Below are 14,823 nucleotides of genomic sequence, written 5' to 3' on the forward strand. Positions count from 1 at the left end.
CCGTTTTCACACATAATGGGTACATCACGCTGTAAGGGTTAAAGCCATTGGTTCCTCATCCTCCGGTAGCAAAGAAACGGAGGCAAAGGTCTTTTTCTGCTGGATCCAGCCGAACACCAGCGGGATGATCAGCAAGGCGGAAAAGGTAGACGCGATCAGCCCGCCGATGACGGCGCGTCCCAGCGGTGCCGTCTGGTCACCGGATTCCCCGAGGCCGCTCGCCATGGGGATCATCCCCACGATCATCGCCAGGGTGGTCATCAGGATGGGCCGGAAACGCATGGAGGCGCTGGCGATGGCGGCCTTGAACGGGTCCTTATATTCCAACCGGAGGTGTTCTGCATTGGTCACGATCAACAGCGCATTGGCGACGGATACGCCGATGGACATAATGATCCCCATATACGATTGCAGGTTCAGGGTGGCCCCGGTTGCCAGCAATAAGGTCATGGAGCCGATGAGCACCGCCGGTACGGTGGACAGGACGCTGATGGCCATGCCAAAGGACTGGTAGTTGGCGGCCAGCAGGAGCAAGATGACAATGATAGCCGCCAGGAGCCCACTCTGAAGGGAGTCGAGGGTTTCTGTGAGCAAAGAGGACATTCCCTTGATCTGGGCCACCATGCCGGAGGGCGGCGTGCCTAGGGAATTGATGGCTTTTTGGACGGCGTTGGTGGCGGCGCCCAGGTCCTTTTTGTAGATGTTGGCGCTGACGGTGACAAAACGCCTCGGTCCCGCCCGGTCGTATTCCCCGGGTAAGGTATCGATACGAAGGCTGGCGACGTCGGAGAGGATGGGTCGCACCTGTCCCGCGACCAGGGGCGCATTCCGGAGCTGTTCCAGGGAGGTCATCATATATTCCGGCACTTCCACCTGTGTCTGGTAGGTGTAGGAGTTCCGGTTGTCCAGCCATAGATTTTTGTCGGTAAAGCGGCTGGAGCTGGTCAGGTCGGTGATGCTTTTTGATACGTCCCTCAAATTCAACCCCATCATGGCGATTCTTTGCCGGTCTGCGGCGATGTTGACGACAGGGAATTTGAGGGGCTGGGCGATCTGGACGTCCCTGAGAAAAGAGATATGACTTAGGGTATCGACGAGCCTGTCGGCATATTGTTCGATGTTCTCGATGTTCTTGCCGGCGACGCGGACCTCGATGGGGGTGGAAGCGCCCTGGGACATGATCTTCTCGGTGAGCTCGATGGGCTCGAAGGAGAGATGGAGTTCGGGGTATCGGGCCAGGATGTTTTTTCGGAGCTGATCCTTGAGTTCTTCGACGTTGCCCTTGAAGTGATCGTCAAGGTTGACCTGGATGACGGCTTCGTGGGTACCGCTGTTGAAGATATAAAGGTTGGAAGTGCCGAAGCTGGAAGGGACGAGGCCGACATAAGCGGACGTAACGTCGATGTGGTGGTCGACGGTGGAGTCGAGGATGTCGAGGACGCCTTTGGTGGCGCGTTCGGTGACTTCGAGGCGTGTGCCGTCGGGTTCGCGGAGGCGGAGCTGGAGCTGGCCCACGTTGTTTTTGGGCAGGAGATCCTTGCCGATGATGACCAGACAGAGGCCTGCCCCGGTGAGCGTGAAGGCCAGGTAGATCATCACCACGAGTTTTCGACGGGGCATCCATTTTTTCAGCCGGTCGGCGAGGGCTTGTTTGACGATTCCGAAGTAGTCATTTTCCTCCTTGTGTGCGTGCCGGTACATCTCCTCCCTCAGTAGCCAGTTCGAGATCACGGGTACGATGGTCTGGGACGACAAGAAGGAGACGATCATGGCGAACCCGATCGACAGGGACAGCGGCAGGAACATGGCCTTGGGGACCCCATTCATGACAAAGGCCGGCGCGAAGACGGCCAGGATACAGAGCAGGATCAGGAGCTTTGGGAAAGCGATCTCCTGGCAGGCGTTCCAGATCGCCAGCTGCTTGGACTTACCCATTTCCAGGTGCTGGTGGATGTTCTCTATAGTCACCGTGGATTCATCCACGAGGATACCGATGGCTAAGGAAAGACCGCTCAGGGTCATGATGTTGATCGTCTGCCCGCAGAGGTGTAGGAAAAACACGGCGCCTAAGATGGCGATCGGGATGGTGATGATGACCACGAGGCTGCTCCGCCAGTCCCTGAGGAAAAGCAAAACGGTCAAACCCGTCAGGATCGCCCCCAGGATGCCCTCGGTCATCAGGCTTTTGGCGGCGTTGATGACAAAAACGCTCTGGTCGAATTTATAGCTCACCTCCACGTCCGCCGGCAACAGGCTTTTCATTTCCGGGATACGTTCTTTGAGCGTGTTGACCACCGTCAGGGTGGAGGCATCGGGGGTCTTGACGATGGGCATATAGACGGAACGCTTTCCGTTCACCAGGGAATAGTCGACCGTTACGTCCGTCCCATCCTCCACCTTGGCTACGTCCCGCACATACACCGTCGCCGCTCCCTGACTTTGGATAGGGATGTCGTCGAAATTCCGGACACTATCCTCCAGGGAGTTCACACTGGTGACATACATGATCTTGCCCATCCTGAGGTTCCCGGAAGGGGTCATGGTGTTGTTCCGGGTGATGGCGTTCACGACCTGGTCGGCAGAGAGGTTGAATGCCTGGAGTTTTTGGGGATCCACATTGATGACCATCGTCCGTGCGTTGGACCCGAAGGGCGGGGGAGCGGTAAGACCGGGGATGGTGGCGAACAGGGGGCGGATCCTGGTCATGGCCAGGTCGAAGATATCCGCCAGGGTCCGGGTCTTGCTGCTAAAGACGAGTTCGCCCACGGGTAGGGAAGAAGCGTCGAAACGGATGACCTGGGGTGGCAGGGCGCCCGGTGGGAAAAAGGCCATGGTCCGGTTGACCTGCAGGGCCACCTGGGCGGAGGCCTCGGCCATGTCGGTATTCTCGTAGAAGGTGAGCTTGATCAGGGAGAGCCCCTGGATGTTTTTACTTTCGATATTTTTCACACCGTTGACATACAGGAACTGGTCCTGCATGCGGGTCGCGAAGAAACCTTCCATCTGGCGGGCGGACATCCCTCCGTACTGCTCGATCACATAGATGACCGGTAGGTTGAGCTGGGGGAAGATGTCAACGGGTATGCTACGCACGGCCATCACGGAGAACAACAAAAGACCCATGAACATCACCAGGATAGTGATGGGCCTTTTTAAGGCTGCTCGTATCATCAGGAGGGTTATTTGATGCTTTGAATAAATTGGTTGAGGTTGCCTGTCGCGGTGGCCCTGTCGAGATTCGCCAGGTACCAGTTGTTGAGCGTTTCGGCATAAGATATCTGGGCGCTATACAGGACGTAGGTCGCTTCGGTCAGGTCCACCAGGTTGATGAGGCCGGCCCTATACTGTGCCAGTTTTTGGTTATACGCATCACCGGCGGCCTTGATCTGAATGGGGATCTCCCGGAGGTTGGCCTCGGCTTCCCGGATGGCCTCCTGGGCCTGGGCTGCGGCCGAATTCAGGTCTAATTGCTCCTGCTGAAGGGCGTAGTCCGTGGATTGGGTTTCGAAGCGGGCTTGCGTTAGCGCGTCTCTCCGATGGACAGGGTCGAAAAGGTTATAAGCAAATGTCAGCCCAACCATATAGTTGTACCGTTGGTAGCCCAGGCCGGTGCCCATGTCCTTGTACTGATCGTTATACGCTATGCTGGAGCCCCGGCCCCAGGCGCCCCCGGAAAGGATGATCTTGGGCAGATAGCTTTTTTTCACCAGGGTTTCCGAGGACAGGTAATACTGCTTTTGCTGAAGGTAATAGTTGAGAAAGGGGTTGCTACCCGCGGGGGTATCCAGGGAAGGCATCATCGGGTGTGTCGCCATCGTATCTACGCTTACCTTGTCCGGAGCCAGGCCGGTGAGGTAGGCCATCTCCTGGGTAAGCTGGGCGATGGTGCCCAGCCGCTCGTTATAGGCTACCCGGGCCTTGGACAGCTCCGCCTGGGCCAGGGATGAATCGACCCCTGCCCGTATGCCGCTGAAGGTCAGGGCGTGGATCACGGTATCGACCGTCGAATAACGGAGGATATTCTGTTGATCGACTGCCAATTGGTATTTGCTCTTCAGGAGTTCGAAATAGAGCTTGCTGACCTGTTCTTCGAGGAGATAGGTTTGGAAATCCAGGTCGGCCTGGCGCACGCCGACGAGCGACTGAGCGTTACTGACCTTTGCTTTCCGAAGGCCGAAATTGACGAGCTCGTATTCGCTGTACAGCACGCCTATGTTCCCGGTGGCCGCCTGCCAGTTCTCCGCGCTGCGAACGCTGCTGCTCACGGAGGGGATGATGCCGAAAGACTCGTAAGCCCCCGGGAGGGAATTGGCGGATGCCATATTCACCTCGTCCAGCGCCATGGCGCTGGGCAGAAAACTGTTTCGGGCATAGGAAACACCTGCCTGCGCACTGCTCACCAGGGCCTTTTTCTGAGACAGCAAGGGAAGATGGCGGGTGGCGGCGTCGACGAGGACAGACAGGGGGCCGCCCGTGCTGTCTTGCGCAGTCGTAGCCGCAGTCGAACCCGTAGCCTGGGAGAAGGCGGCTCCCGACACGAGTCCCAAGACGGCGCACAGGTAGAACCTTCGTATATGTTGAATGATCATGTTGGTCCGGTTTATTGCTTGATGGTAATGTTGTCTTTGATTTCGTCGTTGGCGTTGGCAATGACGGAATCCCCGGGGTTCAGCGCTCCGAAGACCTCGATTTGGCTGGCGGACTGATTGCCCGTGGACACGTCGACCTTGTGGGTTTTCCCGTCTATTATGACGATGACGTATTTCCGTTCGGTGGAGGTGACGACCGCTGATTTGGGAACGGATAGCGCGCTGGGATTCCCCTTTGACGTGAACAATACCGTGGCGAACATACCCGGCGTAAGGGTTTCGCTTTGATTATACACATCCAGTTCCACCCGCTCGCTCCGGAATTGAGGCGAGATATTCATCGACTTCCTGGCGATGCGTCCCGTAAAGGCTTTCCCGGGGTACGCCGTCAGGTAAAAGGACAGGGTGTCGCTATTGCGAAGGTCTTCCGCGATATGTTCCGGTATGTCCACCTGCAGACGCAAGTGTTCGATTTGTTTTAGCTCCAGCATGGGGGGCGCATCCTTGGCTGCCGCACTGACGAGGGCGCCCGGGTGGACGTTTCGGGCCGTGATCACCCCTGTGAACGGCGCCGTGACGTTGAGATAGGAACCCATGACCTGCTGTTGCTGCCAATTGGCCCTTTCCGCATTGGCGAGGGAGCTGTCGGCGGAGGCTTTGGCCTTGGCGGCGGCCAGTTGCAGGGGAGACACGGCCCCCGGTGTCGCTGCAGCTTCTGTAAGCCGTTCGTATTCTTCCTTGCTGATCGTAAAGTCCGCCTTCGCGCGTTCGAATTTCTCTTTTGCCTGAAGCGTGGCTTGTTCCAATTCCGGGGCGACGAGCACCATGAGCAGCTGACCCTGCCGGACGTGAGATCCAATATCGACAAGGACGGATTGCACATATCCATTGACCTTCGGGAAGATGGATACTTCCTGGTAGGCGGCCAGTTGGGCAGGGAGCTGTTCTACCTGTTCCACTGGTGTTTTACTGGCTGCGGCCAGCGAATAATGGGGCGCTGCGGCGGAGGCGACCGCGGGGTCGGCTTCTTGTTGGTGCCCGCAGGCGGCCAGGAGAATGATAAAGGGTATCAGTAATGTAACGCGATTCATATCGGATAAGTTAATGAGTAGTTTGAATAAGATCACCTGGTTCATCTTCATTGTCGCCAGGGTACAAGGAAGCCGACCGGAAGGATGTTTTTTGCTGTATCCAGCCATACACGAGGGGGACCATGAACAAAGCGGCGAAAGTCGAGGCGGCTAGTCCGCCGATGACGGCGCGCCCCAATGGGGCGGTCTGGTCGCCCGATTCCCCGAGGCCGCTCGCCATAGGGATCATCCCCACGATCATGGCCGCACTGGTCATCAGGATGGGCCGGAAACGCATAGCGGCGCTGACGATGGCGGCCTTGAAGGGATCTTTGTATTCCAGCCGCAGGTTTTCCGCATTGGTGACGATCAGCAGCGCGTTGGCGACGGATACGCCGATGGACATAATGATCCCCATGTACGACTGCAGATTGAGGGTAGCCCCGGTCGCCAGGAGGATGACCAGCGAGCCCAGGAGCACCGCCGGCACCGTTGCCAGGACACTGATGGCGACCCCAAAGGACTGGTAGTTGGCGGCCAGCAGGAGCAAGATGACGATGATGGCTGCCAGGAGCCCGCTTTGAAGCGAATCCAGGGTTTCGGTCAGGAGGGAGGACATCCCTTTGATCTGGGCCACCATGCCGGAGGGCGGCGTGCCCAGGGAATTGATGGCTTTTTGGACGGCGTTGGTGGCGGCGCCCAGGTCCTTTTTGTAGATGTTGGCGCTGACGGTGACAAAACGCCTCGGCCCCGACCGGTCGTATTCCCCGGGCAAGGTATCGATACGGATGGTGGCGACGTCGGAGAGGACGGGCCGCATCTGTCCTGCAACCAGGGGCGCGTTCCGGAGCTGTTCCAGGGAGGTCATCATGTATTCCGGTACTTCCACCTGTGTCTGGTAGGTGTAGGAGTTCCGGTCGTCCAGCCACAGGTTCTTATTGGTGAACCGGCTGGAACTGGTCACGTCGGTGATGCTCTTGGAAATATTGTCCAGGCTAAGCCCCATCAGGGACAAACGCTGCCGGTCTACATTGATGTCGACGACGGGGAATTTGAGAGGCTGGGCGATCTGGACATCCCTGAGAAAAGAGATATGACTTAGGGTATCGACGAGCCTGTCGGCATATTGTTCGATATTCTCGATGTTCTTGCCGGCGACGCGGACCTCGATGGGGGTGGAAGCGCCCTGGGACATGATCTTCTCGGTGAGCTCGATGGGCTCGAAGGAGAGACGGAGTTCAGGGTAGCGAGCCAGGATGTTTTTTCGGAGCTGATCCTTGAGTTCTTCGACGTTGCCCTTGAAGTGATCGTCAAGGTTGACCTGGATGACGGCTTCGTGGGTACCGCTGTTGAAGATATAGAGGTTGGAGCTGCCGAAGCTGGAAGGGACGAGGCCGACATAAGCGGACGTAACGTCGATGTGGTGGTCGACGGTAGAGTCGAGGATGTCGAGGACGCCTTTGGTGGCGCGTTCGGTGACTTCGAGGCGTGTGCCGTCGGGTTCGCGGAGGCGGAGCTGGAGCTGGCCTACGTTGCTCTTTGGCAGGAGGTCCTTGCCGATCACCGTCAGACAGACCGCCGCGCCGGTCAGCGAAAGACCCAGGTACAAAAGGACGACCGTCTTCCGCCGCGGCATCCATTTTTCGAGGCGGCTGTGTAACGCGTCTTTCATGCGTTGGAAGAAGCCCTCTTCCTGCGCGTGGGCGCCGTGGGCGCTCTGCGCCTCCTGCGCGGTGGCTGCACCGTCGCCGACCTGCGTCGCATGTGGTTCGCTGTGCGCGGTAGCTGCGTCGTCGCCATGCGGCACCAGCGGCCCGCCGTGCTTCAACAGCCAGTTCGAGATCACCGGCACCAGCGTTTGCGCCGCCACATAAGACACGATCATCGCAAACCCGATCGACAGGGACAGCGGCAGGAACATGGCCTTAGGTACGCCATTCATGACAAAGGCCGGGGCGAACACCGCCAGGATACAAAGAAGGATCAGGAATTCCGGGAAGGCAACCTCCTGGCAGGCATCCAGGATGGCGCGCCGCTTACTTTTGCCCCGCTCCAGGTGCTGGTGAATGTTTTCTATCGTCACGGTGGCCTGGTCGACGAGGATACCGATGGCCAGGGACAGGCCACTCAGCGTCATGATGTTGATCGTCTGGCCTGTCAGATTGAGGAAAAAAATGGCCCCCAAAACGGAGATCGGGATGGTGATGATCACCACCAGGCTACTTCTCCAGTCCTTTAGGAAAAGTAAAACCGTCAAACCCGTCAGGATGGCCCCCAGGATGCCCTCGGTCATCAGGCTTTTGGCAGCGTTGATGACGAAAACGCTCTGGTCGAATTTATAGCTCACATCCACGTCCGGCGGCAACAGGCTTTTCATCTCGGCGATCTTGTCCTTGAGCATGTTGACCACCGTAAGTGTGGACGCGTCCGGCGTCTTGACGATGGGCATGTATACGGACCGTTTGCCGTTCACCAGGGCATAGTCCACGGTGATGTCCGTGGCGTCTTCCACTTTCGCCACGTCGCGGACGAAGACCGACGTGCTGCCGTTGCTTTTGATGGGAATGTCTCCAAATTCCTTGACCTGGTCTTCGAGGGAGTTCACACTGGTGACGTACATAATATTGCCCACACGGAGGTTCCCGGAGGGCGTCATGGCGTTGTTCTGTGTGATGGCATTCACCACCTCGTCGGCGGAGAGATTGAAGGACAGGAGCTTCTGCGGATCGACGTTGATGACCACCGTCCGGGCGTTGGACCCGAAGGGCGGGGGAGCGGTCAGCCCGGGAATGGTGGCGAAAAGGGGCCGTATCCGGGTCATGGCCAGGTCGAAAATATCCGCCAGGGTGCGGGTCTTGCTGCTAAAGACGAGCTCACCCACCGGAAGGGAGGAGGCGTCGAAACGGATGACCTGGGGCGGAAGGGCGCCCGGCGGGAAAAAGGCCATGGTCCGGTTGACCTGCAAGGCGACCTGTGCCGAGGCTTCGGCCATGTCGGTACTTTCATAAAAGGTCAGCTTGATCAGGGACAGGCCTTGGATATTCTTGCTTTCGATGTTTTTGACACCGTTGACATATAGGAACTGGTCCTGCATGCGGGTGGCAAAGAAGCCCTCCATCTGGCGCGCGGACATCCCCCCGTATTGCTCGATGACATAGATAACGGGGAGGTTAAGCTGTGGGAAAATATCGATGGGTATTTTCCGGAGCGCCATGATGGAGAACAGTAAAAGGCCCATGAACAACACCAGGATGGTGATGGGTCTTTTTAATGCTGCACGTATCATTAAAAAAGCGTATTTGTGGAGGCTGGCGGTATGAGCCTATACGAGGCTAATCGGCCAGCCAAAAAAGATAAAGAAAGGGAAGGCTAACACACACGCACAGGGGGGCCCCTCAGCAAGGCAGCCGCGCGATCCCTGGAAACGATCGGGTCGACGGCGGGAATGAATACTTCCAGGACGGGATACGTCACCGGTTCAAGGTGGAATTCCAGGGAAGACACCGCAGCGGCGTCCCCCGGCTGAAAGCGTTTGTTGAGGATGTGACGCTTACCGTGCTGGGCAATTCCGGTGACGATGGTTTGCACCTGTGGTCCGGTATGCCCGCTGGTTTTGATGACCGAAGCATATTCGTCCAGGTCCACCGACGGGGCGGTATACCTGAAACAAATCTGAACGCTGAAGAAAAGTAAATAGGCGACGGATACAAGTGCTTTAGAAGCCAAATCCCTGAATGGCTCCTTGCGGTTTCGTGTATGTGCCGTGCCGTGGATAGGAAGGAAAATTTGCCGCCAAGTTACCGATTAAATCCTTAAAGAAATGAAAAAGGTGCGGGGCAATCATTAGCGATATTGCGGCGGCGGCCTAAATTGTCCGCTTAGGTCGCCGCCGCAATTCTATGCGGCCGCCTGGGCCAGGATCTCGTCCATACGGATCCCCAGGTGGCTTTCGTCAAACACGCACCGCCCGTCCTTGATGACCAATACCTGCGGAGAGGCATGGGGCACCCCGAAACGTTCGGCGATCAACCCGGACAGGCTCCTGTAGGACAGGAGGTCCAGGTAATAGAAGTCCACAGTTTCACTTCCTTTGGCACTTTCCAGGCGGAACTTCGCAGTACTGCTGATCGAACAGCGGGTACTGTGCTTAAAGATCACCTGGGGCCTCGTTTTTGACTGCTCGACAAGCCGGTCAACGCCCGAGGCATCGGTCAAATCGATCCAATTCATGCCGCAAAGGTACGCTGCGGCTCTTAATAACCAATGGAATACCTCGTGGAGGGGCAACCGATGCGGCTTCTTTTCAGCGAGGAAGACGTTCCGCAGCTGGCCATGACGGTGGCGATCAATACGACGAGGATAACAACGGCAATTGCATTCTTTTTCATTGCTCGGTACATTTTTGGTTTTGCAGGTAAGTAAAAAATGCTACAGGGACAAACGGATGTGTTCCCGTGGAACACGTTGAGCAATTCAAAAGGATGCGTTGGACGGAGAAGATCCGGTTAACATGGTTTCAGGTGAACCGGAGCACAATGTTAACAAGACTAGGGGGATATGGGAAGTGGTTTTCCGTGAAAGCGGCGAAATTTGCCGGGACCGCTGGGGTCCGATGGGTCAAAGATATACACAAAAATATATACGTAGGTAGTCTTTGCCCCCGGTTTTTTCTAAGCCATTAATAATGATACTTGTATGGCCTGTTAGCGGGACACCCCATGCGGTTGCTGGAGCTACAGCTCCCCCAAGCACAGGCCATAAGCGCCAATAAGACGGCCAGGATGATGTGTCGGTGTTTCATATACTAAAAACGGGTTACTTTGCTAAAGTTACTTGAATTCACGGAATAGATGAACGTTCATTTTATAGCGGTCGGGGGTAGCGTGATGCACCAACTGGCCATCGCCCTGCATGAAAAGGGATACCGGGTGACCGGAAGCGACGACGAGATATTTGAGCCGGCCTCCGGCAACCTGCGGGCGTTGGGGCTTCTTCCCCCGGCCTTTGGCTGGTTCCCGGAGAAGATCAGACCGGACCTGGACGCGGTGATCCTGGGGATGCACGCCAGGGAAGACAACCCCGAGCTGATCCGCGCCCGCGAGCTGGGACTCCCGATCTATTCCTTTCCCGAATACATTTTCCAGGAAAGCCGGGACAAAACCCGCGTAGTGGTGGGCGGTAGCCACGGAAAGACGACGACCACGTCCATGATCATGCACGTGCTGAAGACCCTGGGCAAGGACTTCGACTATATGGTGGGCGCCCGCCTGGAGGGTTTTGACCGCTCCGTCAGGATTACCCGGGCGCCGCTGATCATCTGCGAAGGAGACGAGTACCCGGCCTCGGCCTTGGAAAAACGCCCCAAATTCCACTTCCTTTTCCCCCAAATCGCCATCCTGACCGGGATTGCGTGGGATCATATCAATGTTTTCCCCACCTTCGAAGGATACCTGGAACAGTTCCGGATTTTCCTGGACAAAATCCAGCCGGGGGGATTGCTGATTTATAATGAAACCGACCCCGTCCTGGACAAACTCGTCCGGGAGCACCAGGGGAATATCCGTCTCCAGCCCTACGGAGTGCCTGCACACGAGGTCAGGGACGGCAGGACCTATCTGACACTCGAAGGCCATACCGCGCCCATGTCCGTGTTCGGGAACCACAACCTGCTCAACGCACACGCCGCCTGGTACGTCTGTAAAGCCCTCGGCATCGAAGCAGCCGACTTCGTCCGGGCCTTGTCGACTTTCAAGGGCGCTTCCAAACGCCTGGAGTGGCTCTATGGAGGCCCCCGGTCTGCCGCCTACCGGGATTTCGCCCATGCCCCCTCGAAAGTCAAAGCTACCATCCAGGCGGTCAGGGACCAGTTCCCCGGGCGGAAGCTCATTGCCGTCCTGGAGCTCCATACCTACAGCAGCCTCCAGGCCGCCTTTCTGCCCCAATATGCAGGTGCCCTCGACCCGGCCGACGAAGCCGCCGTTTTTTACAGCCAGCACGCGCTGGCGCTCAAACGGCTGCCCCCCCTGGATCCGGCGGAAGTGGCGGCGGCCTTTGGGAAGCCCGGTCTGGCCGTTCTCGATACGCCGGAAGCACTGCTGGCCTGGCTCAACGCCAGGGATTACCAGGATGCCAACCTCGTCCTGATGAGCTCCGGTACTTTTGATGGCTTAAATTTGTCTACTTTTGCAGCCCGGTTTCAACATTCGACTACATGAACTTACAATTAACGCGGCCGCTCGTTTTTATAGACCTTGAAACAACGGGCACCCAATTATCCCAAGACCGCATTGTGGAGATCGCCATCATCAAGCTAAACCCGGATGGCAGCCGCCAGACAAAGCGCAAACTGATCAACCCCCAGATGCCCATTCCGCCCGCTACAACGGCGATTCATGGCATTACCGACGAGATGGTCAAAGACGCACCGACGTTTAAACAGGTGGCCAACGAGATCAAACAGTTTATCGGTCAAAGCGACCTGGCCGGTTATAACTCCAACCGTTTCGATATTCCGCTGCTGATGGAGGAATTCCTGAGGGCGGGCATGGAATTTGACATGCAACATATGCGCCTGGTGGACGTCCAGAAAGTGTTCCACATGATGGAGCAGCGAACCCTGGGGGCTGCGTATAAGTTCTATTGCGACAAGATCCTGGAGGACGCCCATAGCGCCGAGGCGGACGCCGCCGCCACCCTGGAAGTCCTGGAGGCGCAGGTGGTGCGTTACCCCCAGTTGGGGCAAACCGTGGAGTCCCTCCTCAAACACATAGGTGAAGACCGGTTTGTCGACTTCGCCCGCCGGATGGTTTTCGAGAACGGTGTGGAGGTCTTTAACTTCGGGAAACACAAAGGCCGGCCGGTGTCGGAGGTGCTCAAGGCCGAGCCCCAATACTATGATTGGATGATGAAGGGGGATTTCCCCCTGCACACCAAGCAGAAGCTCACGGAGATCCTAAACCGTACTTTGCTAAAAAAGGGATAATCTTACTATATTCGTGAATTCCTTTAAACACAACCTGTTGGAAAAGTTAGTCATTATACCCACGTACAACGAGCGCGAGAACATTTCGGCGATTATCAGGGCGGTTATGGATTTGAATCAGGATTTCCACGTGCTCATCATCGACGACGGGTCCCCCGACGGTACTGCTGCCATCGTCCAGGAAATGCAACCCCAATACCCGGGTCTGCTCCACCTGGAACAACGCAAAGGGAAGCTCGGCCTTGGAACCGCCTACATCTTCGGTTTCCGTTGGGCGCTGGAACGGGGGTATCGTTTCATCTTCGAAATGGACGCAGACTTTTCCCACAATCCCGCAGACCTCCCCCGATTGTACGATGCCTGCACCAAGGGCAAGGGCGATGTAGCCGTAGGCTCCCGCTATGTCCGGGGGGGAAATGTGGAGAACTGGCCCTTCGACCGCCGTTTCCTTTCCAAAGGAGCCTCTATCTATACCCGTCTCGTGACCTGGATGCCCGTCAACGACTCCACCGCAGGTTTTGTTTGCTACCGCAGGGAAGTCCTGGCCACCATCAATTTCGACGAGATCAACTTCGTAGGCTATGCCTTCCAGATCGAAATGAAATTTGCCGCCTGGAAGCTCGGCTTCAAGATTGTCGAAGTGCCCATCACCTTCACCGACCGTCGTTTCGGCACGTCCAAAATGAACCGCAACATCGTCAAGGAGGGCATCCTCGGGGTCATGAAGATACAGTGGCAAAGCCTCTTCAAGAACTATCGTATTCGCGTCAAGAACAACGCTGAGACGATTCATTCGTTTTCGACCGCTGGTTCCTAAAGGGTCGCGTATGAAGCGCGCACTGATCCAACTGCACATCGCCGTCTTCCTCTGGGGCTTCACCGCCGTCCTCGGTCGCCTCATCACCCTCAACGAGGGACTGCTCGTCTGGTGGCGCATGGCGCTCACCGTCGTCTCCCTTTGGGCACTCCTCCTATACCAACGCCGCGTCGAACGCTTCGGTCTCGTACCCCTGTTCCGTGCCTTTGGGGTTGGCTGTCTCGTCGTCCTCCACTGGGTTTTCTTTTACGGAAGTATCAAATACGCCAACGCCTCCATTGCCCTCGTCTGCCTGAGCTCTTCCGGGTTGTTCACCTCCCTGCTCGAACCCCTTTTTTTCCGGCGCCGCGTCTCCTTCCAGGAGATCGCACTCGGGCTTCTGTGCATGAGCGGGATCTATTGCATCTTCCAGTTTGACCCGCATTTCAAGACCGGTATCATCCTGGGGGTGATCGCCGCCCTCCTGAGCTGTCTTTTTACGCTCGCCAACAAACGCCTCGTCACCGACCACACCTCCGATAACGTCACCCTGTATGAGCTGACCGGTGGTTTTCTTTTCTGGTCCCTGGCGTTGCCGGTTTACCTGCATTTTTTCCCCGAGCCCTCTTTCTTCCCCGGCTGGGCCAACTTCGGCTGGCTTCTCCTGCTCAGCTGGCTTTGCACCGTCCTGGCGTTTACCCTTTCCCTGCACGCCCTTCGCAAGATCACCCCGTTCACCCTCACCCTTACGTATAACCTCGAACCCGTTTACGGCATCATCCTGGCGTTCCTCGTATACCATGAGAACCGCTACCTCGGTGGCGGGTTTTATATCGGCTTTGGGTTGATTATCCTTTCCGTGACGCTACAGATGTTGCGGTTGCTACGCGCCGGACGTCGTACCCCTGCGGGCATCGCGTCCTAGTTCCGCGTCGCCGCGGGCGCGGCCGTGGCCGCCGCCGCTCGCGGACATTTCCTACCTTCGGCGAATGATCCCATTTGACCTGAACGACACCCTCGCCCTGCTGGAACGCACCCCCGACGTGCTCGATAATTTGCTGGAGGGCCTGGCCCCCGCATGGCTGATGAATAACGAAGGCGGCGACTCCTGGAGCCCCCATGACGTCCTTTGCCATCTTATCGAGTGCGAAGCCGTGAACTGGATTCCAAGGATTGACATCATCCTTTCAGACAAGGAAGACAAGCGATTTGTTCCATTTGACCGGTTCAGGAATTTGGACGTCATGAAAGAGCAACCCGTCGCCGCCTTGCTGGAGGAGTTCAAAAAACGCAGGACCGGCAACATCGCCTGGCTCCGGTCAAGGAAGATCGGCCCTGGGTACAATACCTGACGATCATGACCCGGTAACGGGGTTTTTATTAAAT

12 protein-coding genes are annotated in these 14,823 nt (G+C 57.0%); 5 read left to right on the forward strand and 7 right to left on the reverse strand.

The window, feature by feature from the left end; genetic code table 11:
- Positions 1–24 precede the first annotated feature (24 nt).
- The 7 genes from EDB95_RS21235 to EDB95_RS27910 form a co-directional block, all read right to left on the reverse strand.
- The gene (locus tag EDB95_RS21235; protein WP_133996931.1) at positions 25–3,171 is read right to left on the reverse strand and encodes an efflux RND transporter permease subunit; all 3,147 of its coding nucleotides are present in this window, start codon (positions 3,169–3,171) and stop codon (positions 25–27) included.
- An 8-nt stretch (positions 3,172–3,179) separates the two neighbouring features.
- Complete coding sequence (locus EDB95_RS21240; RefSeq protein WP_133996934.1) at positions 3,180–4,589, reverse strand: TolC family protein; 1,410 nt, start codon at positions 4,587–4,589, stop codon at positions 3,180–3,182.
- Positions 4,590–4,600: 11 nt separating this feature from the next.
- Positions 4,601–5,680, reverse strand: coding sequence for an efflux RND transporter periplasmic adaptor subunit (locus EDB95_RS21245; RefSeq protein ID WP_162852712.1), 1,080 nt, complete (start codon positions 5,678–5,680; stop codon positions 4,601–4,603).
- 10 nt (positions 5,681–5,690) lie between these two features.
- A complete protein-coding gene (locus tag EDB95_RS21250) occupies positions 5,691–8,945 on the reverse strand; it encodes an efflux RND transporter permease subunit (protein WP_133996940.1) in 3,255 nt (1,084 codons plus the stop codon).
- Positions 8,946–9,028: 83 nt separating this feature from the next.
- Entirely contained in the window at positions 9,029–9,385 is a 357-nt protein-coding gene (locus EDB95_RS21255; RefSeq protein WP_133996943.1) for a hypothetical protein, read from the reverse strand.
- A 171-nt stretch (positions 9,386–9,556) separates the two neighbouring features.
- Positions 9,557–9,889, reverse strand: coding sequence for a bacillithiol system redox-active protein YtxJ (ytxJ, locus tag EDB95_RS21260; RefSeq protein ID WP_133996946.1), 333 nt, complete (start codon positions 9,887–9,889; stop codon positions 9,557–9,559).
- Between the two features lie 23 nt (positions 9,890–9,912).
- Positions 9,913–10,047, reverse strand: a complete 135-nt coding sequence (locus EDB95_RS27910; protein ID WP_262710552.1) for a hypothetical protein — start codon at positions 10,045–10,047, stop codon at positions 9,913–9,915.
- A 462-nt stretch (positions 10,048–10,509) separates the two neighbouring features.
- Here EDB95_RS27910 and EDB95_RS21265 point away from each other — a divergent pair, with 462 nt between their 5' ends.
- The 5 genes from EDB95_RS21265 (at position 10,510) to EDB95_RS21285 (ending at position 14,789) form a co-directional block, all read left to right on the forward strand.
- Positions 10,510–11,874, forward strand: coding sequence for a UDP-N-acetylmuramate--L-alanine ligase (locus tag EDB95_RS21265; RefSeq protein ID WP_133996949.1), 1,365 nt, complete (start codon positions 10,510–10,512; stop codon positions 11,872–11,874).
- Positions 11,871–12,641, forward strand: a complete 771-nt coding sequence (locus EDB95_RS21270) for a 3'-5' exonuclease (protein ID WP_133996952.1) — start codon at positions 11,871–11,873, stop codon at positions 12,639–12,641. Before EDB95_RS21265 ends, EDB95_RS21270 begins: the two co-directional genes overlap by 4 nt.
- A gap of 13 nt (positions 12,642–12,654) precedes the next feature.
- Positions 12,655–13,458: a polyprenol monophosphomannose synthase gene (locus tag EDB95_RS21275; RefSeq protein WP_394346388.1), complete on the forward strand. Its 804-nt coding sequence runs from the start codon at positions 12,655–12,657 to the stop codon at positions 13,456–13,458.
- A gap of 10 nt (positions 13,459–13,468) precedes the next feature.
- Complete coding sequence (locus tag EDB95_RS21280; RefSeq protein WP_133996954.1) at positions 13,469–14,362, forward strand: DMT family transporter; 894 nt, start codon at positions 13,469–13,471, stop codon at positions 14,360–14,362.
- A 64-nt stretch (positions 14,363–14,426) separates the two neighbouring features.
- Positions 14,427–14,789 carry a DinB family protein gene (locus tag EDB95_RS21285; RefSeq protein WP_133996957.1) on the forward strand — a complete coding sequence of 121 codons (363 nt, stop codon included), beginning with the start codon at positions 14,427–14,429 and terminating at the stop codon, positions 14,787–14,789.
- Positions 14,790–14,823: the final 34 nt, after the last annotated feature.

This window comes from Dinghuibacter silviterrae, from assembly GCF_004366355.1.
Classification (GTDB): Bacteria; Bacteroidota; Bacteroidia; order Chitinophagales; family Chitinophagaceae; genus Dinghuibacter; species Dinghuibacter silviterrae.